This window comes from Cytobacillus kochii (assembly GCF_044790165.1).
GTDB lineage: Bacteria > Bacillota > Bacilli > Bacillales > Cytobacillaceae > Cytobacillus > Cytobacillus kochii.
Genome location: NZ_CP085254.1, coordinates 1558115 through 1582738, shown reverse-complemented (window position 1 = coordinate 1582738; position 24624 = coordinate 1558115). Strand labels below are relative to the sequence as shown.

At 36.6% G+C, this 24624-nt stretch carries 23 protein-coding genes and 1 other annotated feature; of the genes, 11 read left to right on the top strand and 12 right to left on the bottom strand.

The window, feature by feature from the left end; translation table 11 throughout:
• The first annotated feature begins 2 nt into the window (after positions 1 to 2).
• Genes LG276_RS08410 through LG276_RS08390 form a run of 5 tightly spaced genes read left to right on the top strand, consistent with a single transcriptional unit; the run spans position 3 to position 1652 of the window.
• On the top strand, positions 3 to 236 hold the full coding sequence (locus LG276_RS08410; protein ID WP_224937705.1) for a spore germination protein GerPB: 234 nt from the start codon (positions 3 to 5) through the stop codon (positions 234 to 236).
• 27 nt (positions 237 to 263) lie between these two features.
• The gene (gene gerPC / locus LG276_RS08405) at positions 264 to 869 is read left to right on the top strand and encodes a spore germination protein GerPC (protein WP_224937704.1); all 606 of its coding nucleotides are present in this window, start codon (positions 264 to 266) and stop codon (positions 867 to 869) included.
• The gene (locus LG276_RS08400) at positions 866 to 1042 is read left to right on the top strand and encodes a spore gernimation protein GerPD (protein WP_191814817.1); all 177 of its coding nucleotides are present in this window, start codon (positions 866 to 868) and stop codon (positions 1040 to 1042) included. Before gerPC ends, LG276_RS08400 begins: the two co-directional genes overlap by 4 nt.
• A gap of 4 nt (positions 1043 to 1046) precedes the next feature.
• The gene (locus tag LG276_RS08395; protein WP_224937703.1) at positions 1047 to 1421 is read left to right on the top strand and encodes a spore germination protein GerPE; all 375 of its coding nucleotides are present in this window, start codon (positions 1047 to 1049) and stop codon (positions 1419 to 1421) included.
• A 12-nt stretch (positions 1422 to 1433) separates the two neighbouring features.
• Positions 1434 to 1652, top strand: a complete 219-nt coding sequence (locus LG276_RS08390; RefSeq protein ID WP_095369854.1) for a spore germination protein — start codon at positions 1434 to 1436, stop codon at positions 1650 to 1652.
• Positions 1653 to 1685: 33 nt separating this feature from the next.
• Here LG276_RS08390 and addA read toward each other — a convergent pair whose 3' ends face one another.
• The 5 genes from addA to LG276_RS08365 form a co-directional block, all read right to left on the bottom strand.
• Positions 1686 to 5423, bottom strand: coding sequence for a helicase-exonuclease AddAB subunit AddA (gene addA / locus LG276_RS08385; protein WP_404294041.1), 3738 nt, complete (start codon positions 5421 to 5423; stop codon positions 1686 to 1688).
• Complete coding sequence (gene addB, locus LG276_RS08380; protein ID WP_404294038.1) at positions 5416 to 8910, bottom strand: helicase-exonuclease AddAB subunit AddB; 3495 nt, start codon at positions 8908 to 8910, stop codon at positions 5416 to 5418. The genes addA and addB overlap by 8 nt, the downstream gene beginning before the upstream one ends.
• Before the next feature lie 225 nt (positions 8911 to 9135).
• Positions 9136 to 9747, bottom strand: coding sequence for a TVP38/TMEM64 family protein (locus LG276_RS08375; protein WP_224937700.1), 612 nt, complete (start codon positions 9745 to 9747; stop codon positions 9136 to 9138).
• Between the two features lie 45 nt (positions 9748 to 9792).
• Complete coding sequence (locus LG276_RS08370) at positions 9793 to 10740, bottom strand: LCP family protein (RefSeq protein WP_224937699.1); 948 nt, start codon at positions 10738 to 10740, stop codon at positions 9793 to 9795.
• 288 nt (positions 10741 to 11028) lie between these two features.
• Positions 11029 to 13002: a prolyl oligopeptidase family serine peptidase gene (locus tag LG276_RS08365; RefSeq protein WP_404294035.1), complete on the bottom strand. Its 1974-nt coding sequence runs from the start codon at positions 13000 to 13002 to the stop codon at positions 11029 to 11031.
• A 213-nt stretch (positions 13003 to 13215) separates the two neighbouring features.
• Between LG276_RS08365 and LG276_RS08360 the strand changes: the two genes are divergently transcribed.
• Positions 13216 to 13593 carry a hypothetical protein gene (locus LG276_RS08360; protein ID WP_224937697.1) on the top strand — a complete coding sequence of 126 codons (378 nt, stop codon included), beginning with the start codon at positions 13216 to 13218 and terminating at the stop codon, positions 13591 to 13593.
• A gap of 6 nt (positions 13594 to 13599) precedes the next feature.
• Here LG276_RS08360 and LG276_RS08355 read toward each other — a convergent pair whose 3' ends face one another.
• Positions 13600 to 14160, bottom strand: coding sequence for a competence protein ComK (locus tag LG276_RS08355; protein ID WP_095369861.1), 561 nt, complete (start codon positions 14158 to 14160; stop codon positions 13600 to 13602).
• Between the two features lie 217 nt (positions 14161 to 14377).
• Between LG276_RS08355 and LG276_RS08350 the strand changes: the two genes are divergently transcribed.
• Complete coding sequence (locus LG276_RS08350) at positions 14378 to 14614, top strand: IDEAL domain-containing protein (protein WP_404294032.1); 237 nt, start codon at positions 14378 to 14380, stop codon at positions 14612 to 14614.
• 144 nt (positions 14615 to 14758) lie between these two features.
• Here LG276_RS08350 and LG276_RS08345 read toward each other — a convergent pair whose 3' ends face one another.
• From LG276_RS08345 to LG276_RS08335, 3 genes are all read right to left on the bottom strand, one after another.
• A complete protein-coding gene (locus tag LG276_RS08345; protein WP_251161310.1) occupies positions 14759 to 16033 on the bottom strand; it encodes a M48 family metallopeptidase in 1275 nt (424 codons plus the stop codon).
• Between the two features lie 102 nt (positions 16034 to 16135).
• On the bottom strand, positions 16136 to 16444 hold the full coding sequence (locus tag LG276_RS08340) for an AzlD domain-containing protein (RefSeq protein WP_095369864.1): 309 nt from the start codon (positions 16442 to 16444) through the stop codon (positions 16136 to 16138).
• The gene (locus tag LG276_RS08335) at positions 16434 to 17159 is read right to left on the bottom strand and encodes an AzlC family ABC transporter permease (protein WP_224937694.1); all 726 of its coding nucleotides are present in this window, start codon (positions 17157 to 17159) and stop codon (positions 16434 to 16436) included. The genes LG276_RS08340 and LG276_RS08335 overlap by 11 nt, the downstream gene beginning before the upstream one ends.
• Positions 17160 to 17280: 121 nt before the next feature.
• Here LG276_RS08335 and LG276_RS08330 point away from each other — a divergent pair, with 121 nt between their 5' ends.
• From LG276_RS08330 to LG276_RS08315, 4 genes are all read left to right on the top strand, one after another.
• Positions 17281 to 17832, top strand: a complete 552-nt coding sequence (locus LG276_RS08330) for a helix-turn-helix domain-containing protein (RefSeq protein ID WP_224937693.1) — start codon at positions 17281 to 17283, stop codon at positions 17830 to 17832.
• 109 nt (positions 17833 to 17941) lie between these two features.
• Entirely contained in the window at positions 17942 to 18421 is a 480-nt protein-coding gene (locus LG276_RS08325; protein WP_341103319.1) for a MarR family transcriptional regulator, read from the top strand.
• A 4-nt stretch (positions 18422 to 18425) separates the two neighbouring features.
• Positions 18426 to 18638, top strand: a binding site (T-box leader).
• Between the two features lie 45 nt (positions 18639 to 18683).
• The gene (gene tyrS / locus LG276_RS08320) at positions 18684 to 19925 is read left to right on the top strand and encodes a tyrosine--tRNA ligase (RefSeq protein ID WP_373370896.1); all 1242 of its coding nucleotides are present in this window, start codon (positions 18684 to 18686) and stop codon (positions 19923 to 19925) included.
• Between the two features lie 47 nt (positions 19926 to 19972).
• Positions 19973 to 20095 (top strand): hypothetical protein, encoded by a 123-nt coding sequence (locus LG276_RS08315; RefSeq protein ID WP_263624268.1) that lies wholly within the window; start codon positions 19973 to 19975, stop codon positions 20093 to 20095.
• A gap of 192 nt (positions 20096 to 20287) precedes the next feature.
• Here the strand turns inward: LG276_RS08315 and LG276_RS08310 are convergent, their stop codons facing one another.
• The 3 genes from LG276_RS08310 to LG276_RS08300 are packed head-to-tail and all read right to left on the bottom strand — an operon-like array spanning position 20288 to position 23094.
• Positions 20288 to 21082 (bottom strand): ABC transporter ATP-binding protein, encoded by a 795-nt coding sequence (locus LG276_RS08310; protein WP_341103325.1) that lies wholly within the window; start codon positions 21080 to 21082, stop codon positions 20288 to 20290.
• Between the two features lie 21 nt (positions 21083 to 21103).
• Entirely contained in the window at positions 21104 to 22057 is a 954-nt protein-coding gene (locus LG276_RS08305) for an ABC transporter permease (protein WP_289433302.1), read from the bottom strand.
• 47 nt (positions 22058 to 22104) lie between these two features.
• Entirely contained in the window at positions 22105 to 23094 is a 990-nt protein-coding gene (locus LG276_RS08300) for an ABC transporter substrate-binding protein (RefSeq protein ID WP_251161996.1), read from the bottom strand.
• Between the last annotated feature and the right edge of the window lie 1530 nt (positions 23095 to 24624).

Below are 24624 nucleotides of genomic sequence, written 5' to 3'. Positions count from 1 at the left end.
CGATGAATAATTATTATATTCAACAATCTATTTCTATTCAGCTAATTAAAATCGGCGGGGTCTCAAACTCTTCCGTATTTCAAATTGGCAGTGCAGGTATTATTAAACCAGCCTCCCACTTGTATAATACGGGAGGGTTTACCGAACCTGCACCTGAATATGAAGAAACGCCAATTGCCCCAGGAACAACAGTGGGGACACCACTCGTTCCCTTAACTGCTCCATCGAAACCATAAAATGATTTGAGAGGCGGCGATTTTAGGATGAGTCAAGATCTTTACACGTATTTACAACAATTACAAGCTTATGTACAAATGCAAGAACAGCGGATTCAAAAGCTTGAATCTTCAATGAAAAAAATGAAGGAAGAAATGGCACAAAATGATCGCCAGCCTATTCATATCGACCGGATCGAATATAAATTTGACCAGTTAAAAGTAGAGACATTGGAAGGGACATTAAACATTGGCTTAAATCCATCAGATTTGCAAGATATTGATGATTTCTCTGTCGATCAAAAAGAATTACAAACACCTTATTCTCCCAAAAAATTGTTTAAAAGAAATATGGAAATAGAAACAGCATTATTAACTTTTATAGAAGGGGAGCTCCCACAAATTGTTGAAGAAGCAGAAGCAAACTTAAAAATGCCAAATGATAGCTCCTATGTAGAATTTATTAAAGAGGATATTAAAAAGCAGCTTTCTAGTCGTGTAGACTACTATTTGAAACAGCAGTCTAATCGTAATCTAGACAGCCAGGAAGAGAAAACAAAAGTGATTGAAACATTAAAAACGGAAATACGAAATGGTGTTTATGCCTTCCTTAGTCATTTACCGGAGAATATGAAGGAGATGAAAAAAGAATGAATTTCCAAGTATATAACCGCGAGCTCTGTGTGGGAGATGTGCGCATAATTGGTGTGTCGAGTTCATCCATATTTATTGTCGGGGATGCGGAAACGATACAGCTTGCCTCTACCTTTGATACACCACCTGAATCACTAATTATCGGTCCCTTTGTACCACTAACACCGGAGTAATTACATGTTTAAAAGAACATCAGTTGTAGACCAGATTAAGGTGGACACATTTGGCTTCTCCTCCATTTTCGAAATCGGTGATACTTCTTATATCCAAGGTTATTCCCGGGCATTGGCACTGCAGCGAGACGCTGAAATCTTTTATGGTAAAGAAGGTAATTACAACGTTTATGACATCTATAGAGAAGAATTAGTTATTCCGAAAATAACTGAAAATATCCAAACTCACTATATTCAACATAAACCCATTATTAAAGTTAAGAATATAGATATTTTAGGCGTTTCATCAAGCGCAGTCCTTCATATTGGCAATACGAAAGATATTAGTATGGAATCTCGTGTGAAACATTTTAGACAATTTGTGAAAAACGAAGAATAAAGGGTGTTTATTATGCCGGCAATTATCGGCCCTGTCCAGATAATCAATGTTTCAGGTGGTATTGTTCAATTCGGCGATTCACTTTATATATCACCAAAAAGTAACTCTAAATCTACTACTGGCTCTGGAACTTTGAACACTGGTGGATTTATAATGACAAACAATGGGCTCAGTGCAAGTAATGTATTAGATGCAAACTTATTGGATCAACCAACTGTAGGCAACTTATAAGAATACACTAAAAAGAGGGCAACTGCCCTCTTTTTATATTTGCAAAAAATAACCGCCATCAAAGAAATAAAGGTACTTTTGTGCGACTTTCCTTTTTGTAATCTGTTCGACCGCTTTCGTATATAAATCAATTTGAACTCGGTATCTATCAATTAAAATCGGCGCTGCCTCATCCATTCCGCCTCTAACACGATCGGTAATGCGATCTGATTTGTAATCCACGATAACAAGACCCTTATGATCCTCAAACAAACAATCAATAATTCCTTGTACTAATACCGTATCTTCTGCTTGATCCCAATGGGAGTAAACTTCACTAGCTGGCAAAGCAAGGTTAAACGGTACTTCTCTTTGCAAAGTCGTTGCTTTTCTCATACGCTCAGCTAGCTCACTTTCAAGGAAGTCAACAATCAAAGCTGGGTCAACGACCGTAGCTTGCTCAGCTGTTAACAGTTCTTTTTTCACTAAATGTTCTACTTTTTCCATTATATGCTTTTCATCTGCTGGATCATGTAAGTCCAAGTGTTGCATCACTGTATGCAAGGCCGTTCCTCTTTCAGCAGGTGTAATGGACTTTTCTTGCATGAATAACGGTCGATTTAAAATTGGCTTTTTAAACCCTTTAACTAATTCTTGTCCACTTTCTTCTTGAGAAAAGATTTCTTTTTGCCTTTTTATTTCAGAAACTGACTGTTTCGATCTTGATTTCATTGCTGATTGATAAGGATATGACCATTCTAGACGATGCTTAATCGTTTCATAATAACGAGATTCTTTATCGACTCTTTCTCCCTGCTGTACTTTTTCTAAGAGAAGGTCAGATTCAACTTGATTTTCATCAATCATCGCCTTTGCTTCTTCTTTTGCAACAATTTGAACTTCCCAACTAGATGGATGCTTATGAATTGCTGCTATTACCGGGTTCAAACTAGTATCTAAAGTTGCGCTATCTTGATGTCGGATGATAGCAGGTGCGATCCAGTCTAAATAGCTTGTACTTTGAGCACGAGTAAAATCATCAAGTAGCCAGTCTGATTTCCTCGACACTCTTTGCCAATCCTTCAACTTCTTAGCCATATTTTTCGGTGAAGCAATCAAGAAAAGCTTTTCCTTCGCTCTTGTCAAAGCAACATAGAGCACTCGCATTTCTTCAGCAAGCATCTCCATTTTTTTCTTACGTTTGAAGGCAAGCTGCGGTAACGAAGCAAGAGAAATCCGTTTATTTGCATTCACATATTTATATGCTAACCCCAGATCCTTATCTAGCAAGAAAGACTTCTTCAAATCCATCGTATTAAAGTTTCGTGCTAGCCCTGGCATAAAGACAAAAGGAAACTCTAACCCTTTACTTTTATGAATAGTCATGATACGTACTACATCTTCCTGTTCTCCTAAGGCACGGGCAGCCCCTAAATCGTCTCCTCTTTCTCTCATTCTTTCAATAAAGCGCAAAAATCTAAACAATCCTCTAAATGATGTAGCTTCATATTGTCTTGCCCGATCATATAAGGCCCGCAAATTAGCTTGGCGTTGTTTTCCACCAGGCATACCACCTGCAAAATCATAAAATCGTGTTTCTCTATATAATTGCCAAATCAAATCAGATAAAGCACCTTGTCTGGCTTTTTGTCGCCAATTTTCTAACTGCAATAAAAACGGCTTTAGCTTATCATAAATGGCAACCTTAGCCCCTGTTTGAACTTCAGAACAAAATTGTTGAACCGCTTCATAATAAGCACCAGTTTGATGAGGAACTCTTATGGTCGCCAATTGATTCTCTGTTAGACCAACAATTGGTGAACGTAATACAGCGGCTAATGGAATATCTTGATATGGATTATCTATCACTTTTAAGAGTGACATCATAATGGAAACTTCCGTTGCATCAAAATAGCCTTGTGAAAGATCAGCATAAACAGGAATCCCTTGCTGTCTTAATTCCTCTATCATTTGTGGTGCCCACGTCATTGAACGCAATAAAATCACAACATCCCGATACTTCATCGGTTGCTCTTGCTTAAGCTTTGCATTATACACTTGTTTATGGCTAGCCATTAATTCTTTTATTTTCTTTGCTATGAGTCTTGCTTCTAACTGTGATTGCGCGAGTTCTTCTTCCTCAAACGAATCAGGTTGTTCCGTATGATCTTCATCTTCAAGATCAATCATCGTTAACTCAATCGGATGCGTCACTTCTTCAGGATAAGCAGCACCAGGAACAAGTTCAGCTGCTTCATCATAAACAATCTCCCCTACATTTTCTCCCATAATTTGCTTAAAGATAAAATTGGTACCATGTAGGACTTCTTTTCTACTGCGGAAATTCCGCGCCAGATCAATGCGCAAACCTGTTGATTCACCGTCAGTCGTGAACCAATTATATTTGTTTAAAAATAAGTTCGGTTCTGCTAAACGGAAACGATAAATCGATTGTTTTACATCTCCAACCATAAAGAGGTTTCCGTTTAACTCATTATCATTTGTGACTAGTTGAAGAATCGCCTCTTGTACCATATTCGTATCTTGATACTCATCGACTAGCACTTCTTTAAATTGTTTTTTATAGGCAAGGGCAGCGTCTGTAGGAATGAATTGATTAGATTGATCAACAACCCCAAGAATATCCAAACAATAATGCTCTAAATCAGCGAAGTCTACTAATCCTTTTTCTGTTTTAACTGCTGCAAACCTCTCTGCAAATGCTTTTACTAATTGTGCTAATCCTGCAATATGTGGCTTCATTTCTAACATATCACTTAGAAAAGATTCTGCTTTCCTGCTAAAAAGCTCTTCTTTCAGTTTCTTCAAGACATCTTTCGCTTGATCTCGCACTTTTTTCGACTCTTCTATTAGTTCTGGCTCAAACTCTTCCCCTTTACAAGCCTTTAATGTTTTAAATTTATAAGACTGCATTGCCTCATACAATGTCTCCCAAGATTGCTCAGCCGCCTGAATTAAGATATCGACTAGTTGGATATCTGCTACAAAGTTGTCCGCTCTTGGCGCTGGTCCCCCAGGTTGCTTTGTTAACTCAAGGCCGTGGACTAATAAACTTCTCACACCTTGTAATTGCAGGTGAACATCCGAGAGGAGATAACCAACAAATGGAATATCGTCCATATTTGCAGTAGGAGTCACATTGTACATCTCAATCATCTTGTCCAAATAATCATCCATTGACGGATTTGCTCGAGCAAAATCATAGATTTGTCTAATCATATCTTGAAGCGCCACATCACTACGATCGTTTGTGAACGTATCCACTAAGTGATAAAATACTTCGTTATCTTCTTTACCATAAGCTTCTTCAAATAAATCATCTAAAACTTCATCTCGTAATAATTGAGCCTCTGTTTCATCTGCAATTCTAAATCCTGGGTCTATATTGATTAAATAATAATATTTCTTTATTACCTCTAAGCAGAAAGAATGCAACGTTGAGATGGATGCTTTATTGAGCAAAGTTAATTGTTTACGTAAATGATAGGAATGTGGGTCCGCTTGAATTGCCTTCTCTAGCGCTTCTCCTATTCTATGACGCATTTCTGCTGCTGAAGCATTAGTAAATGTGACAACAAGAAGCTCATCGACATTCATGGGATTGTCAGTGTTTAATATTTTGGTAATGATTCTTTCAACTAGTACAGCGGTTTTCCCCGATCCTGCTGCTGCCGCTACGAGAATATCTTGATTTGTCGCATGGATCGCTTTCCACTGATCATCTGTCCAAGTAAGATTCTCAGGCTTTGGTGGAATGATAGATTTAGGCATCCTTTTCTGCCTCCTCTCTTATCCGAGTTAGCACTTCATCTCTCGGTTTTTCATCTAATATTCTAAATGTATTCGTTTCTAATGACTCATCAAATTGACAGATGGATTTAAAAGAGCAAAATGTACATGGCGTCCGTTCTTTCAATTTATATGGTGATATCTCCACTTGACCACCTGTCATTTGGTTACCCGTTTTAATATATTTACTTCTCACGAATTGTCGCAAGTAATTAAATTCCGCTTTATCAGCAACCTTGGATCGCTTTGATAGCGTCCCATCTTTATTAAAGCCAGCAGAAATAATCGGCGAATCGCCTGTTGTTAATGACTTGTCCATCAAACGTACAACATTTTCTTCTCCTAATAATAATCCCTTCATTTTGAACTTTTTCAAGATCTCTTTTTCTATCTCGTCTAAACCAAGCATTTTGCTTGAGTTAATCATTGGATTATGAACATGAAAATACAGAACACCCGCTGGATCAGCTTTCATACCGATGAGTTCCTCTGAATGGGCAATGACAATATCCAAATAGGTTAACATTTGTAACGATAATCCGTAATAGACCTCGTTAATATTCACATCTTTCTCACTTGACTTATAATCAATAATTCGTAAATACGATCCTGTCTTCTCACCTTTCGCTTGATCAACACGATCAATGCGTCCCACTAGTTCCATCATACTGCCATTTTTCAATGGAAAAGATAGAGATGGCCAATCACCAGAAGGTCCAAAGCTCATCTCTAAACCGACGGGTGTGAATCCACTGGCTTTTGCATGTTCTCCCATAATAAAGGATGCACGGCTAATGATTTGCTCCAGTTTTCGCTTAATATAGAAGTATCGATTAGAGCTTAAGAGAATTTCATGCTGTAATTTAGGTGCAAGTAGTTCAACTGCTTCTTTTGCAAGTAATTCGCATTGTTCCCTTGTCATATCTGACCATTGCAAGTCCTTATGCATAACCGTTTCGGTTATATATTTTAGGGCGGCGTGAAATAATTCACCAATATCAGGTGCCTCTAATCGAAAGACTTGCCGTTCTCTCAAACGCAAACCATATTGGGCATAATGTGAGAACGGACAGCTATGAAAGAGTTCCATTCTTGATACACTTGCACGAATCGTTTCACCATACAATGCTTTACTAATCTCTTCATCTAGTGGTTCTGTCCTATTCTCATAATGTAAACTTGCTAAAACCTTGTTTGTGATATCTTGCCAGCCTGATTTCTGTAAATAAATATTATACGTATCCCACCACATGTCATAAATGGCATAATTACGTTTCTGTAATTGTAATTGTGATGTTAAAAACGTTAATGCTGTATTAATATGACTGATATAGTCTATTTGTCCTTCTTCATTTAGTTCTGCTGGATCTGACATCAAATACTCTTCTTTTATTTGTACAAATTGATCTTGTATTCTCTTTATAAATGGAGAGGGAATGAGTGCCTTTCCTTCTTCGTTTGCCATTGGATAGCTAACAAATAAATAATCTGACGGTGTGACAAATGCCTTATACGCCAAAAACTCTTCATCTAACAATCTCGTTTTCGTTGAAGGAGCTACTTTCATTCCTAGTGACAATAACTGCTCGCGATCATCATCTGCTAATACACCTTCTTCTGGAAACTTTGCTGGTAGAACCCCTTCATTTAAGCCAATAATAAAGGCAGCTTTCATATCAGCCACTCGTGATCTTTCCATATCAGCAGCAATTACCTGGTCCATTGCAGGTGGCACAATACTAAATTGTAGTGCTTCAATACCTGCATCTAATATGGTCGCAAAGCGCTCTGTCGTCATCTGCTCACTACCAAGCATTTCTACATATTCATCCAATAGCTCAACCACTGCATTCCATGCTTGGTTATGCTCTCTAGATCTAACAAGCTCTCCTCTTTCTTCCGTCTCTATTTGAAGTTTTTCTATTTTGGCTGGGATATCTGTTTCTTCTAAATATAAATAAAGGGCTTCTGCGTATTCCCTGCCCGTTTCCGCTTTCTTCATTCGCCTTGAAAGTCTCAATAGTGGTGCAGCTACGATATCTCTTAATTGATTGACTTCTTCTTCTATGTCTCTTTCTGCATCTGTTTGCCCTGTATTTGTCATCTCAAGGCCACGAATTCTCCGATATGTCCAGCGCTCTTTCTTTGTCCATTTACTACCTTGTATGCCATAAGATAAAACATAATTTTCTAACCGGTCCATCTTCTCACGTAATAATGGAGACGAATAGTTAAGTGGAAAAAGCATTTCAGTTTTTATCGTACGGAAAACAGGTTCATATCGCCAATTACTCATTAACACCTCTAAACTGGAACGAATAAACTCGACAACAGGATGATGTAACATGGACTTCTTTCTATCAATAAATAAAGGAATCTCATAATCATTAAACACGGTTGTAATTAAATCATGATATTCATGACCGTTTCTCATAAGTACAGTTATATCTTTATACCTTAACCCTTCATCACGAACAAGGGCACGAACCTTCCGGGCAATCCCCTCAATTTCTGCTCTGCGATTCATTGCATGGGCAATCATGACCCGTGCCTCCCCACTAAATGGGATAGTCGGACGCACTTCAAAATTGGCTTCAAAATGTCTCAATGATTCATGCTTGTTTGTCGAAACTTGAGAAAGTAACTCATATTCGACTTGTTGATTTTGTTGCTTAGCTATCTCTAGAATTGTTTGATACGTCTCACCTGTTTGCCTAAATAAATGGAGGGCATCTGGTGGTTCGTTATCAAACGGCTGATCTAGCGTTAGGGCAATTGTCATATTTGGACAATGACGGATAAGTGCTTCAATAACGCGGTATTCCTGTGGTGTAAAACTATGGAAACCGTCGATATAAACTGTTGCCTTTTGCAAATAAACCGATTCATTTGCTTTTTCAGCAAGTAATTGCAAATAGTCTTCCGAGTCTAAGTATTTATCCAATATACCGGCTTCAAACTTCGAATAAATCAATTCTAAATCATGCAGTTTCTCTGCTAATACTTTTTTCTCATGATCATTCTGTTGTAATTGCGCTATTCGCATTTCTAATTCAGTAGGGTTCACACAATAGCGTTTAAACTCTGTTAACATGCTTTCCATCTGCTGGATAAACCCATTTTTATCAGCTGCATTTTGAAAAATTTTCAGCTCATCCTTCTGTTCCTCAATAATCTTGCGAATGAGCATGTTTGTACCAATACTACTTAAATGATAACGGCTTATTCCACCGGTCTCTTGCAGAACTCGCCATGCTAATCTCGTGATAGAAAAAACTTGTGTTCTAATCATTCCTCCTAAACCTTTAGAACTAGCTAATTTATATTCAGATTGAAACGTCATCTGTTCTGGAACAATATAAATAATTGGTGAGCCTTCAGGATTTTCTTTCATAAGTTGCTTTATCTCACCGACCATCTTCTCGGTTTTTCCTGTCTGAGACCGACCAATTAACATCTTTACTGTCATGTATTTTCACCTTCACTTTCAATGTGAATCGACCTATAGAATCTTTGTTCCTATTTTAGCACATCTCTCACATTTTTCTCCTTTTTGAGTTTAAAGTAAATACAGGGAATTCTACTTGGTCCTTAACTTTGTTGAATGATCGATGCATGTGCTCTATTATTTTTCTGTTCTTATTCAAAAATAAAAAAACCCAGCAAACATCTGCCGGGCTTTCCTCTAACCTATCTATTTTTTCGGTTTTTCTACACTTGTATTTAATTTAATTTCTATTCTTTTACCTACATACCAAAGAATAGCAATGATGAGGATGACGATGGCCGTTCTCGTCGGTTTTGTAATCAGTGATGCAATATCATGCCCGACGAAACTCATTGTAAAAATCATTACCATTTTTCCTGCTATGACTGCCAATGCGTATTGGGCAATACTTATTCTCGATAAGCCAGCCACAATATTTACAATAGCAGATGGTGTAAAAGGGAAGCATAGTAATAAAAATAACGGTGCAAAACCATGCTTTTCAACCCATGCCATTAATTTTTTTACTTTATCATGGTTTTTAATTACACTTAAGAATCGCGCTTGGCCATATTTTCTAATGATAAAAAAAACGAGCAAAGCTCCTGCAACTGAGCCAATCCAAGAATATAAAAATCCGCCCCATAATCCGAACGCATTCGCATTAGCCATCACGAATAAAAAAAGCGGGAGAAAAGGTAAAAATGCCTCTATTAAAGGTAGTAGAATTCCTGGAAGAGGGCCAAATGAACGATATTCTTCAATTAGAGCTAATATATTTTCTAGTGTAAGCCACTGTCTGATACTCTCTAAATCCATCCATACTCTCCTTCTCTCGCTCGAAAAAACATAGATATTCTTCTTTTAGTTAGTTAAAAATTGTTGTAACTCTTGTTTGTTTGCTTCTAAATCAACCTGTAAAACAGCCATTCCACTAATTCTAACATTTTGGTAAGTGCCATCTGCTGGAATTCTTAATGACTCTACTTGCGGGCTTCCATTCATTAAAACATCTTTTCCCATATATAAGATGTCACTTGTTTTCATATTGGTATTGACGTAAGGTGTAACAACTCCTACTAGTTTAGGTAGTTTAGCTATCGTATTTAAACTAGTAAATTGATTCATTACTGCTTTAATCGCGTTTTGTTGTCTTTCAACTCGACCGAAATCGCCAACCGCGTCATTTCTGAATCTGACATATCCTAAAAGGTGTTCGCCATCCAATTTCTGTAATCCCGGCTTTAATGTTACACCGATTTTCTGAGACATCTCTTTCTCTACATTGATTTCTACACCGTTTGGAAAAGCCACATCAATGACCTTTTCAAACCCCTCAAAATCAAGAATCGCATAATATTGCGAGTCGATGTTAAAGTTCTCTTTAATCGTTTGCCTTAATAATTCTGGTCCTCCATAAGCAAGTGCAGCATTAATACGATTTTGACCATGTCCTGGAATATCGACATACATATCGCGCATAAAAGAAATCATTTTATAAGTGCCTGAATCAGGTTGATAATGTGCAACCATAATTGTATCTGCACGTGCATTTTCTTCTCCTCTTGAGTCACTACCTAAGAGTAAAATATTCGTTCCACCGTATTGATCTTTTTCACCATTAAATTCGTATACTTGCTCTGGTACACTTGAATCATTATCTGCTTTAGAAGTTTGTAGACCTTGTTTAAATTGGTAGTAAGAATATCCTACTACTGCAACAACAACAAGCAAGAATATGATAAATAAATTTCTTATTATTTTGCCAAATTTCCGCTTTTTCTTCTTTCCTTGATGTCTTTCAGCTCTCATTTTAAATGTATCCTTTCATCCTATTATTCTTTTCTTTCTTTTTGTAAATAATATCAGATTATCCCGATACTGTTACTTTTGGAATAAACAGAACAGTAACTCTTTTAAAAGATATACTAGAATTATACACGTTGCAGCCTTTTTTCTAAATCATTTCTTCATTATCTTTACATCTTTTTAAAGATATTTTCGTCCCTTTATATATGACTGATACAGCATGAAAAAAGTTTCACTTACGAAATATTACCAAATACCCCGAAAGTGATCACACTTCCGGGGTAAGCATCTTTAAACATATTCATTAAACCAATTTTTTATATAATGAAGTCTCTTCATTCTTAAGTTGGGGTGCCCACTTCTAGAGAGTTCGTGATTAGCTTGTGGAAAACGAATAAACTTCGCTTGTTTGTTATGGTGTTTTAATGCAATGTAAAATTGCTCTGCTTGTTCAATCGGGCATCTTAAATCATTTTCACTATGTAAAATTAATAGTGGGGTTTCTACTTGCTCCACAAATGCTAATGGTGAATGTTTCCATAATTTTTCTATATCCTTTAACTGGCCTTTTATTTGCCAGTCAGTGAAATAATAGCCGATATCACTTACACCATAAAAGCTAATCCAGTTAGATATGGAGCGCTGAGTAACAGCTGCCTTAAAACGATTTGTATGTCCGACAATCCAATTTGTCATAAAGCCACCGTAGCTACCGCCTGTTACCCCTAACCTCTCACGGTCAATTCCCTCATCATATTCGAGAACATAATCGACAGCAGCCATGATATCTTCATAATCTTTGCCACCATAATCTCCTCTTACAGCATCTACAAAAGCTTGTCCATATCCATGACTGCCTCGTGGATTTGTATATAACACCGCATATCCCTCTGCGGCTAACACTTGAAACTCATGGACATATGTATTGGCATACATCATGTGTGGACCACCATGAATCTCTACAATAAGAGGATACTTCTCTCCTGTCTCGTGATTTATCGGCTTTATTAACCAACCTTGTAATTCCCATCCATCTATCGATTGATATTGAAGGACCTCTGCATCAGCAACAGCCGTTTCCTCAAAGAAAGCTTGATTAATATTTGTCAGTCTTGTTTTTTCTCCACTAGTCACGTTCAACAAGTATAAATCTCCCGGATTAGTAGGTGTGCTAATCGCTACTATCGCTTTATCTATCGTGCCTCCTGTAGAAACACCATAAATATGATGCCTTTCTTCTAATAATGCCGGATACATCGCTCCTTCAACTGTGCCAAAATACAGTACTGTATTGCCATGGTCAGATGCTAGAAAATAGAAGCTCGAGCTATCCTCAGCCCATAAAATCTGTGAAGCATTTGCAGACTGATGGAAGTCAGCAACAACATAATCACCGACTTGTACATCCCATTCTTCTGTTAAACAAGTCAATTCTCCCGTGGATACATCTAATGTCCATATCCTAGACAAAGAAGCATTCCTATAGGTCGACTTCGACCCAATTAGCCCTAAGCATTTGCCATCAGGGGACCATGATACATGAGAGAAGCTGGCAACTCCTTTTGTCATATTCTCCATCTGCTTACTTTCAACATCTAATATGTATACATCATTATTGAAGGAATGATCTTTATCTGTTGCCAAATCGGCTAATAATGCAATAGATTGATTGTCCGGAGACCAGCATTGGAGAAAATAATCCTGCTCTCCTGTTGTAAGCCATTCACGCTCTCCTGAAGCAATATCAATTACTCCAATATGTTGATAATCACCAGACCATAAACCTTTGGCGTCAGACTTATATTTCATCCTTTCTATTTCAACCGGCTCTGGTTTATCCTTGTTTTTTTCTGGAAGGTTCTCTTTCTCTACAGTTGATTGAAAAGCAATTCTTTTACCATCCGGTGACCATATAGGATTGGTCGCACCATTCGGTTCATTTGTCAGTTGTTTTGCTTCGCCTCCGTTCATTGATAACATAAATATTTGATTTACCTCATGATTACGATTAGAAACAAACGCGATTTGTGACCCATCTGGTGACCATCTTGGTGCCAAGTTTCTCCCTTTTCCGTATGTTAATTGTTGCGTTTCTGCAGGTTGATTTGTATTTATGTAAAACAAATGAGAGCTATATGTATTTTCTTCTTCACACATGGTCGTTTCTATATAAACACAATCATAGCCATTCTTACTTAATTGTGGATCAGATACCGACTTTAGTTGATATTGATCCTCCGGCTTGATTCGTTTTTTTGCATTCATCCTCTTCACTCCTCTATAGGTTCTTCTCACTTTTATTCGTGACGTAAGTAATATTCCCCTTTATTTATCCACTTTTATTGTGAGCAATTCATACCGCTCTTTCAAGCTAAAAATCAAATAACAAAAAATGGATACAGTTGCATGAATATTTTAATGAGAGTAGAATATAATAAGAACAAGTGTTCTATACTAAAAAAAGGAGAAGTATTTACGATGACAAGAATTCCTGAGCGAGACCGGAATATTATGGAACAAGCGATTTATTTGCCAATGGTGCTTACGATACTTAATAGGGATTTAAAAGTGATTGATGCAAGTCCGTTTAAGTTGAAGCAACCTTATGTGAATTTAGTTGATGAAACAATGAGGGTAATCCAGAAGGAATTAAGAAGCGTGAAGCACTATATGAATAAAGAAAAGTTGAGTGTACAAGAAATTAAGCGCGATGAAGCATTTACAATGTTCATGTTTCTTTATAAAGGATATGAAGAGCAACATAATTATTTTAACCCTCGTATACGAAATAAAGTCCATGAATTACTGGAGTTTTATTTATTCAAACGTTATACTTCATCGCCAATTAGCAAATAATATCCATCATAATCTGCGAAGGAAGTTAATGTTTTCTGAAACTTTCTCTGCTTTTTTTCTTTTTAGAAAGTAAAGCGATTTTCGTTCCGTTTCTTCAATTCTGCTCGATAACGTATCTTTTAACAGAACGGTTCTTAGAATTTGATTTTGAAATATGTTATGTGAAACAGGGATAATATGCGTACGCCTATTTCTAAAAGTTACTTCTGTTTGTCCTCCCTCATGCGGACGATAATGGAGTACATGCTCATTAGATATCCATATACAGTTGGGGTTTGTAGCAGAAGCTGTTGGAAAAAAATAAATGAGATTAGTGGGATCAATTGTAATAGGTGCTTTATGTGTAATACCTGTCAGTTGTCTTGTCCCCTCTTTTCTACCTTCATAGCTAGCACCAAAGAAGCGACAACTTTTCTTAATAATTTCAAGCGGTTTAAAAGGCGAAACCGCTTCACCTTCGATTTCATAAATATGAGAATAAATCTTACTACCATATTCAATTGGCAAAATCATCATTGTTTCTGTATTAATTTCATACTCTTCAATCATCGTTTCCTTCTCAGCCATAAAACGGTACACCCCTTTACTTTTTTTGAAAAATAAACTAAATATTTTTAAAATTAGCTCTATTTTACCAGAAAGGGAAGATGATAACCAGTCTTTTTTCCTATTAAATTGACAATTTATTTGAAAATAATATATTTAATTTTTTAAAAATTCAAAAATAAGTTGAATAAATACAATTCTTTACATATACTAATAAAAAGCCATTGGGGTGATTTTTATGAAAGAAAAATCATACGCCGAATTAATGAAAGCAAGCGCCATGAAACGCAAAAGAAAAAAAGAAGCATTTGTTTTAGACTTATATGTCGACATGGTCATTAGCGACGCTATCCTAAACAGAAAACTGCAAGCTGTAAAAGTGAAATTAGATGAAGCATTAGACTGCAAAAATAAAAAAATGTTCATTACACTATCAAATGAATATATTCAACTGCAAAAAGAATATGGCTCGTAACCTATTATCCTCCACCACCAATGGGGGATTTTTTATTTTTAAAATTATAACTAGGAGGTAAGGAAGGGGAAAAAAGGAAAAAAATATACACACCCCTGTTGCAAATGCAAAAGGCTGTGTGCATAAAATGGTACCTCTTTTTATCTATTCATCGTCTCGATGTTTTATTTGATATTCTTCTAATTCAATGATTCGATCCAACATTGTCGGATGTCCATAGCGAAATACCTTCACAAGTAATGGTGGATTCACTTGACTAAGACCAGCTTTGGTAAGCTCTTGAAAAGTTTCAATCCCCGCTTCTGGATCTTTTGTTAATTCAACTGCATAATGATCCGCTCTTGTTTCTTGATAACGTGAAACCAAATTGGACAACGGACTAGAAATGAACAAAAGCATGGAAATAATCATAAGAAATAATGGGAAGGAACGGATATCATTTACTGCTGGAATCTTCAAAGCATCTCCATACTTCGTTACCGCCCACTCCATTATGCGATAAGTTAAATACAATCCAACTAAAGATAATAATAAATATCCGCCTATGCCAATATATATATGCTTCTCAACATAGTGCGCCATTTCATGTGCCATAATAAATAAAATACCGTCATCATCTAATCTATTTAAAGTTGTATCCCAGAGAACAATCCGGGAATTTGATCCAATACCAGTCACATAAGCGTTCAAAGCATTCGTTTTCTCCGCCATATCGACTTCAAACACATGGTCAGCTGGGATGTTTGCTTCATGAGCAAGCGTCAATATTTTACTCTCTAATTCCTTATTCTTTAAAGGATAGAAATCATTATATAACGGATCAATGACCACTGGTTGAAGGAACATTAAAAACAATGAAAAAGGAACAGTTAACATCCAAGCATATAGCCACCACCGCTTCCTGCTTTTATTAATAAGCAGATATAATACATAAACGATAAGCACCATCATGCCAAAGTTCACCCAAAAGTCTATAAGTTCATCTTTCATCCAGCTAGCAAAACTTTGCGTAGAAATATTGTACTGCTTTGAAAAATGATAACTGATATAGCTGAGTGGTGTCGTAGCGATAAAGGCGAAAAGTGACAACCAAGCAACATAAATAGACGTTTGCACAAATTTGAATTTAGAAGATTGCTCAGCCCATTTTTTAAAGGCACCAGATAAGCCCAATAAAAGAATTGATAAATAAAATATCCATTCAAATGGTGTAGACAAGAAAAATAGTAAATTACGTATTTTCGAATATTCCTCAGTTAATACAAGTTCTCTACCATTTAAAAAAGTGGCAGGATCAGCAACTGTACCTTGATACTCGAACGGTAAATCTGTATTTGCAAAATGGAATAAATACCAATAAAAGAATAAACCATATAAAAAGTAGCCAAGAATGCCATAAAGACCAATTTTTCTTGCCAATTTGTTCCCTCCTTTAATCTCAATGAAAAAAAGTACAACCCTTCATACTTAGTTTAGTATACTTTTCCATATTTAGAACTGCAAAAAGGAGGAAAGAAATAACTAACTGATGAATAAGGAGTAACCTGACAAAACAATAATAGCACTAAGGACAACAAAGACTACATTCGCGCCAATATAAGCAACGATAAACGCAATCGCCGCACCAAGTAAGCCGTACCAGATGCTTTCTCCAATAAGCAAAACCCCAGGAAAAATAAGAGCACCTAGTGTCGCATAAGGAACATTTTTTAAAACAGATTGCACAAATATAGGCAGTTCCTTTCCTTTAAAAAGTAAAAATGGGGCAACCCTTGGAAGATATGTAACAAGACCCATGCCAATAATTAACCAAAGTACTTCATTGCTCATTTTGCCGATCCCCTCTCTTCATTCCTTCTATAACCTCAACAAGAACGGAAGAAATTAAAGTTGCTATAACAATTGACCATCCTGTTGAAAGTGCACCTGTAAAGGTAAAAATAGTGTTTAATCCGGCAGCAATAGCAGCAAGGTAAACAACCTTAGCACTCCCTTTCATCGAAGGAACAAGTAGACCAATAAACATCGCATATAACGCAACTGTCATGCTTTCTTGTAACACTTGTGGCAAGTTTGCACCAACGACGTATCCAAGGGCCGTAAAAGTAACCCAGCTCATATACCCAATGATATTCACACCTAAAATAAAGCCAGTTTTTTGCACACCGTCTTTTGTAGCAATAACTGAAAAAGATTCATCTGTAATGCCGAATGAATAGAGGGCCTTTTTCATTAGTTTGTCATCTTCTGCTTTTTCATTAAGCGCTGTACTCATCAGAAAATGGCGAATATTAACAATAAACGTTGTAAAAATAATTTCAAAAGTACTCGTTCCTAAACTAATTAAGCTAAGTGCCATATATTGTGATGCACCTGCAAAAACAACCATACTCATAAGTACGGTCTCTATAAAAGATAAACCTGCTGTCTTTGCTAATAAGCCAAAAGTAAGTGCAACGGGGGCATAACCAATCGCAATACTTACACCAGCCTGCAACCCTTTTCGAAATGGTACTTCTCTTGTTTGTAACAATAGCTCCGCCAAGATTTCTCCCTACCCTTCATCCCCAAAAATAGTATAATATTGAATAAATAAACTGATTAGTTATTTGTACAATATATTATACATTTGTACGTTATATTAAACAATCATTTTCGGAGGAATTATGGATAATATTCAAAAAAATATCGGCGTTAACTTAAAAAATCTACGTAAAGCACGAGGTTTAAGTCTAGATACTACAGCCAACTTAACTAATGTAAGTAAAGCGATGCTTGGACAAATAGAACGTGGTGAATCCAACCCAACAGTGACAACATTATGGAAGATTGCCACAGGATTACAAGTTTCCTTCTCATCTTTAATTCAGGAACAGCAGTCTCCTATTCATGTGGTTAATCGCCATGATATCAGTCCCATTATGGAGTATAGTGGGAAATATCGCGTATATCCGGTCTTCCCATTTGACCCAAGGAAAAAGTTTGAAATTTTTACTGTCGAGATTGAGACAGGTTATGAACATCTATCAGAAAAACATAATGAAGGTGTTGAAGAGTATGTAACGGTGATTACTGGTACACTACAACTTGAAATTAATGAACAACAATATACCATTCAACCAGGTAATTCCATCCGTTTCTCCGCCAACAAGGCTCATACGTATCGCAATATTGGGGAAGATATGATTATTTATCAAACAGTTTTGTATTACCCTTAAGTTTAAGGGTTGCAATTCTGTTTCTTTTTTTGTAGAATCATTTCATAGCTAATGATTCTGAAAATAATAGAGGAGTGATCCTATTCACCAATTAGACGAAGATGGCTATTTGCATCCTGAAGAGTCAACGGTCATTCAAAAGATAAGTAAAAAAACAACGATAGAGCCAAATGCAATAGCCGTAGTCACTAGCCTATATCGCATTGGCCAAGGCATTAAAAATAAGCTAGAGCAAGAAGTGTTAGCCAAGCATAAAATCTCTTGGACTTCCTTTTCGATTCTTTATGATTTATGGATATATGGAAAAATGGAAACAAAAGAGCTTGCCCTTTCTGCAGGTGTATCAAAAGCAACAATCAGTAATATTATGCGTACATTAGAGAATAAGTCATTTTGCAGAAGGGAAACCGACCCAAGAGATCGCCGAAATACCTTTGTTGTGATTACCCCTAAGGGTAAAGAAGTCATTGAAGAGCTTTATCCCGAATTTCATGAGGGAGAAATCTCCATTGTTAAAGGGTTAAAAACGGACGATCAAAAGCAATTAGCTGCAACCCTTTACCGGCTCATTAAAGACAATAAATTTTAATAAAGAAAAAGTGATGATAGAAGTCTTAGTAGCAACCTCCTCCCTATCACAGAGAGCCGACAAATGACTGAGAGTCGGTATAAAGGATGAAGCGAATTACAACTTCTTGAACTTTCATTGCTACTTGCAATGAACGGCTACGTTCGTTAAATGTTGAGGTGGAGAAGTATTATACTTCTCAATTAGGGTGGTAACGCGTGAAATCCACGTCCCTTTTATTAGGGATGTGGATTTTTATTATTTATTAAGGATGTGAATAATTGTGAAAGAAAAATTATCAGAACAGCAATTAAAAGAGTTACAGAGACAATTAAAGTTATACAAACAAGGTGTGCAAGAAATAATACCCACTGAAGAATTAGAAGAAAAGTTAGCAAAATCTATTTTATTAAATAAACCTTTAAAGATAAAACTTGGCTTAGACCCTTCAGCTCCTGACGTTCATTTAGGTCATACGGTTGTTTTAAAGAAGTTAAAGCAATTCCAAGATAATGGTCATACGATTCAATTATTAATTGGGGATTTTACTGGTAAGATTGGTGATCCAACAGGTAAGTCCATCGCTAGAAAGCCGTTAACCGATGAAGAAGTGAAGCATAACGCCCAAACTTATTTTGAGCAATTCGGTAAAGTACTCGATATGGAAAAAGTTGAATTACATTATAATTCAACATGGCTCTCTCAACTTAAGTTTGATGATGTCATTCAATTAGCTGGTAAAATTACCATTGCCCGTTTAATGGAACGTGATGACTTTGAAGAAAGAATTGCCTTCGGGAAGCCGATTTCTTTACACGAATTCTTCTACCCAGTCATGCAAGGATACGATTCTGTTGTGCTTGAATGTGATATTGAGTTAGGGGGCACCGATCAGCACTTTAATGTCCTTATGGGTCGGCACTTTCAAGAGAAATTTGGAAAACCTAAGCAAATTGCACTGCTGATGCCACTACTTGAAGGATTAGATGGCGTTGAGAAAATGTCAAAATCGAAGAATAATTATATCGGTATTAATGAACCAGCAAACGAAATGTACGGGAAAGCAATGTCCATTCCGGATGAACTCATGGAGAAGTATTTTACACTTATTACACCTCTTACACCTGAAGAAATAACTGAAATAGAAGAAGGGCTAGATAAGCAAACCCTCCATCCACGTGATGTAAAAATGCAATTAGCAAAGCTAATTGTACAAATGAACCATGATGAAGAAGCAGCTGAAAAAGCAGAACAACAATTTATTACGATTTTCCAAAAAGGAGAATTACCTGAAGATCTGCCGACAATGATATGGTCTGGCCCAACTTCTATCACCATTGTGCAATTGTTAGTGAATACAGGCTTACTACCTTCAAAATCCGAGGCAAAAAGAATGATTGCTGGTGGCGCAATTAAAATAAATGGTAAAAAAATCACCACTGAAATGGAAACGACTACGATTAGCCATAATATGATTGTTTCAGTAGGTAAAAGAAAATTCATGAAATTATTGGTAAAGAATTAGGTTGTGAGGTAATTTGCATAGTCACCTTTTATCAGGTGGCTATTTCTATGTTTACGCTTCTCCTACTAGTCATTCGCCAACTAGAAAGTCCACTTGCACCAATAAGTTGTGACAGTATCACCGTTTATGAATATTGTCCATTAGAAGATCAAGGGTGTACGGTTTTATGAAGAAATTGCTATCTTAGATTATGCTTCATTACAAGATTTGATCAACCATTTCTTCACCAAGTCAAAATCATTAAATAGAAGCCACCCTGGTATCGTATTTATTAACATTCTATTGAAGAAACATAAAAATCAACTCCCGCACCACAAAAAAAGAGCCCATTAACGGACTCTTTCTCACACTAAAATCTTCATTTATGCAAGTATTGCACGGTCACTGTTCATTTTTTCACCACGAATTTGTTGAAACTCATTTAATAATTTTTCAACCGTAAGCTGCGATTTTTGCTTCTCATCCGCAGAGAAAATAATCTGGCCTTTATCCATCATAATTAACCGGTTTCCTAGGTCAATCGCTTGCTGCATATTATGAGTTACCATTAATGTCGTTAATTGGAATTTATCAACAATTTCTTTCGTTAAATTCGTAATCAATTCTGCCCGGGATGGATCTAATGCAGCCGTATGCTCATCCAATAAAAGGATTTTAGGTTCAGTGAAGGTTGCCATTAAAAGAGACAATGCCTGCCTCTCACCACCTGATAATAAACCTACTTTTGCTTGCAGTCTGTTTTCCAAACCTAAATGAAGCATCTCTAATTTTTCTTGAAAAAACGCTTTTCTTTTTTTCGAAACGCCTATATGCAAGCCGCGTGATCTCGTTCTTGTGTAGGCAATAGCTAAGTTCTCTTCAATCGTCATTGCAGGTGCAGTCCCTGCCATTGGATCTTGGAATACGCGCCCTATTAGACGTGCCCGTTTATTTTCCTTTACATTCGATACATTTTTTCTATCAATAATTACTTGACCGACATCCGGTATTAACTTCCCTGAGATAATGTTCATTAAAGTCGATTTTCCTGCCCCATTACTACCAATGACCGTCATAAAATCGCCTTGATGAAGATCGAGATTCATCTGTGTTAGTGCAATCTTCTCATCTGGTGTGCCTTCATTGAAGATTTTATGAATCTGATTTAATTCAAGCATGTCGTCACCCCTCTCTTCTACTTATTCCATTCCTGCTTGAAGCATTCGTTTTTTCTTTCGTTGTCTCTCTTTTTGCTTCTCAAGAATCTTCGGTAGGACAAGCGCGAAGACGACAATCAATGCCGTAATTAATTTCATATCTCCCGTTTCTAAGAACTCCACGCGTAGCGCTAATGTAACAATAATACGATACAGAATCGCCCCACCGATAACAGCTAACGTTGCTCGAAAAATTGTTTTTGCACCAAAAATCGCTTCGCCGATAATAACAGAAGCTAGCCCAATAACAATCATGCCTATACCCATGCCGACATCACTGAACCCATTGTATTGTGCCACTAAGCCACCTGATAAAGCTACCAAACCGTTAGATAGCCCTAGACCTAATATTTTTAATGTATCTGTATTCGCTGAAAAGCTACGAATCATCGTTTCATTATTACCTGTTGCTCGAATGGCCAGACCAATATCAGTTTTCAAGAACCAATCAATCATTACTTTGACAAAAAGAGCCAATATAAGCATAAGAATTAAGATTGCCCATGTTTTTGGCACAAAGCCAATGAAAGCTAAGGCATTATCTAAACCTAATCCTTGCCAAAAATCAGTTAGTTTTGTAATGACGGTTTCCTCTGATAATAGTGGGATATTCGACTTACCCATAATGCGTAGATTAATAGAGTACAAAGCAATCATCATGATAATCCCTGATAATAAAGGATTGATCTTTCCTTTTGTATGAAGTAACCCTGTCACGCTACCAGCTAGAAAACCGGCAACGAAAGCTAAAATTGTTGCTAAAAATGGATTCGTTCCTCCTACAATTAAAACGGCAGCAACTGCTCCACCAGTCACAAAACTACCATCAACAGTTAAATCAGGAAAATCTAATACTCTAAAAGATAAATATACACCTAACGCCATTAATGCATAAATTGCACCTGCTTCAATGGAGCCAAATATTGCTGAAGGCATTATGCTCTCTCCCTTTCATCTGTCGTGCTGAATAAGATACCTGTCAATTATTCAATAAATTCCGCAGATTCTTCCCATTCAGGATTTAGTTCAACACCCATTGCTTCAGCCGCTTCTTTATTTATAACAAGCTTTAGATTTTGTGGATATTGTACATCCATTTCGCCTGCTTCTTTCTCACCTTTTAATATTTCTGCTGCCATCACACCTGCTTCATAACCGATATCATTATAATCAAACCCGTATGCAGCAAATCCGCCACGAGCGACAGAATCTAATTCACCAACAAAAAGTGGAATTTTCTTATCTGTTGCCACTTGAACGACTGACTCTAGAGCTGTAACTACTGTATTATCTGTAATGATATAAAGGACATCTGCTTTACCGACTAATGATTCTGTGGCTTGTTTCACTTCAGCTGATGTTGAAACAGTTGCTTCAGCTAATTTCAATCCCGTTCCTTCTATTACTTCTTTCACTGTCTCAATTTGCGATACAGAGTTGGCTTCACCGGAATTATAAACAACGCCAATTGTGTCAATATCAAAATATTTGTCTATGAATTCTACTGTATTCGGTATGGCATCTGGGTGATTATCTAATGTGCCTGTAATATTTCCGCCAGGTGCTTCCATAGAATCAACAAGTCCGCCACCAACAGCATCTGTTACAGAAGTAAACACAATCGGAATATCCTTTGTAGCATTTAATGCACCTAGTGCACTTGGTGTAGAGTTAGCAAAGATTAAATCCACCTGATCACTTACAAAGTTGTTCGCAATCGATTGATTATTATTTTGATCCCCTTGTGCAACTTGTGTATCAAATTCTACTTCTAATCCCTCATCCTTCAATGCTTGTTGAAAGCCAACAGATGCTGCATCTAAACTTGGATGTTCAGCGATTTGCGTGATACCGACTTGATAGCTTTTCTCACCGCTTTCTCCACTTGCCTCCTTCGTTGTTTCTTCAGAGTTTCCGCACCCTGCCAATATTAATGCACTTAATAATCCAGCTGTCGATAATGTTTTCCACATATTTTTCTTTTTCACTATTCATTCATCCCCTTTACTTTATCGCTTTTACGCTTTTGTGCTTTGGTTCATTAAATTATATACATATAATACTAAGGAGACAAGAACTTTTTATTATTTTCCAAAAATTTATGTTATCTGACACTAAAAAATAGAATGAATTCCATGAAATTGGAACTACACTAATATATAATTAATTATTATAAATTTTCAATTAATTCAGAGTATATTACTACCACTATTGGATAAAAATAATCAGCTAATGAATACCCTTTTCCCAACATACAATTCTACATCGTTTGCATTGAGTCCTGCAGTTGTGTTCGTTTTTATGCGAAATTGTACTTTTTCTGTAGTAATCATCTACAGTTAATACTGGCTCTGAATAATAGACTCTACGTAGGAATCTTGTTGGATAGTAGCTTGTACTATATTAGACGCCGTAACTGTTGTATATTAATTCATGGCACTAATCTAATATCGCTACTTTTAAATCTAAAATAAGCTATGGGACACCCCTCTATCATAGCTTAAGGTACACCCGGTTTTTCGCTATGTGGTAACCTTCTTGTATTCTCGTTGTATCAAATGAAAGGATGCCTCGATACGTGCCTTTATACATCCACTTGTCAACCAACTTTTATTGTTACTCCCCCCCTCCCCCATCAGCAACGAGCTCCCTACAAAAACTTTTGAATAGTTACCTTCAGCATAAGAACCTTATTTTCAGTAGTCTTATATTTTTCAACCTTGTAAGTTTAACCGCCAGGCACTGATTTTTTTCTGTTTCATTTGGTTAAAAACCGCTCTCCACTCTGTTTTGTTCGAAGTGATTGCAATTACCGGTATTCTTCACTGCTTTATACTCTAAACCCGTACCAACAAAACACTTCTGGATCAGTTGCCTCTAAAATAGCATCCCTTCTCCAGTTGATAACCCTATAGACTTTGTTATATCGCAAAATATTGGCGCATATCTTTCCTGTAAAGATACTAGGCCAGCCATCTCTCTTCAAACCAATTCCAATAATTATTATTATTAGCAGAAGCACTTTTATTAGGATAAAACGAGAAAACCCCCTTATGAAAGCGCATTCATTTTTAACATGTCGCAAATTGACTAACAGCTTGCGTGCAGTCATGCAACATCACCATTAACGGAACTTAATCACTCCCTTCATAAGATGATGGCACATATAAGGTATAGTTCTCCTGCCGTATGAGCCACTAACACTTTGACCATCTGCTAGCACTGATTCTTTTGGTACAGGGTCAAATACCTTACATACTCATAATAAACTAATTGCCAATAAATTGCATAATTTTTTCATGTTTTTTTTTCCTCCTTAAATCTACTCATTCTATTTTAATTTCTAGAAACTACGAAAGAGTTACAAAGAAGTGTCGTTGGCTATAACGAAATACGAATTTGGTCGTCAAATAAAAAACAATATTAGGGGAGGATTTATTTGAAGTGGTTTTTTGGAAGTCTAGGTTTTATCATTTTGGTTCTAACGAGTATTCTTGTTTTTT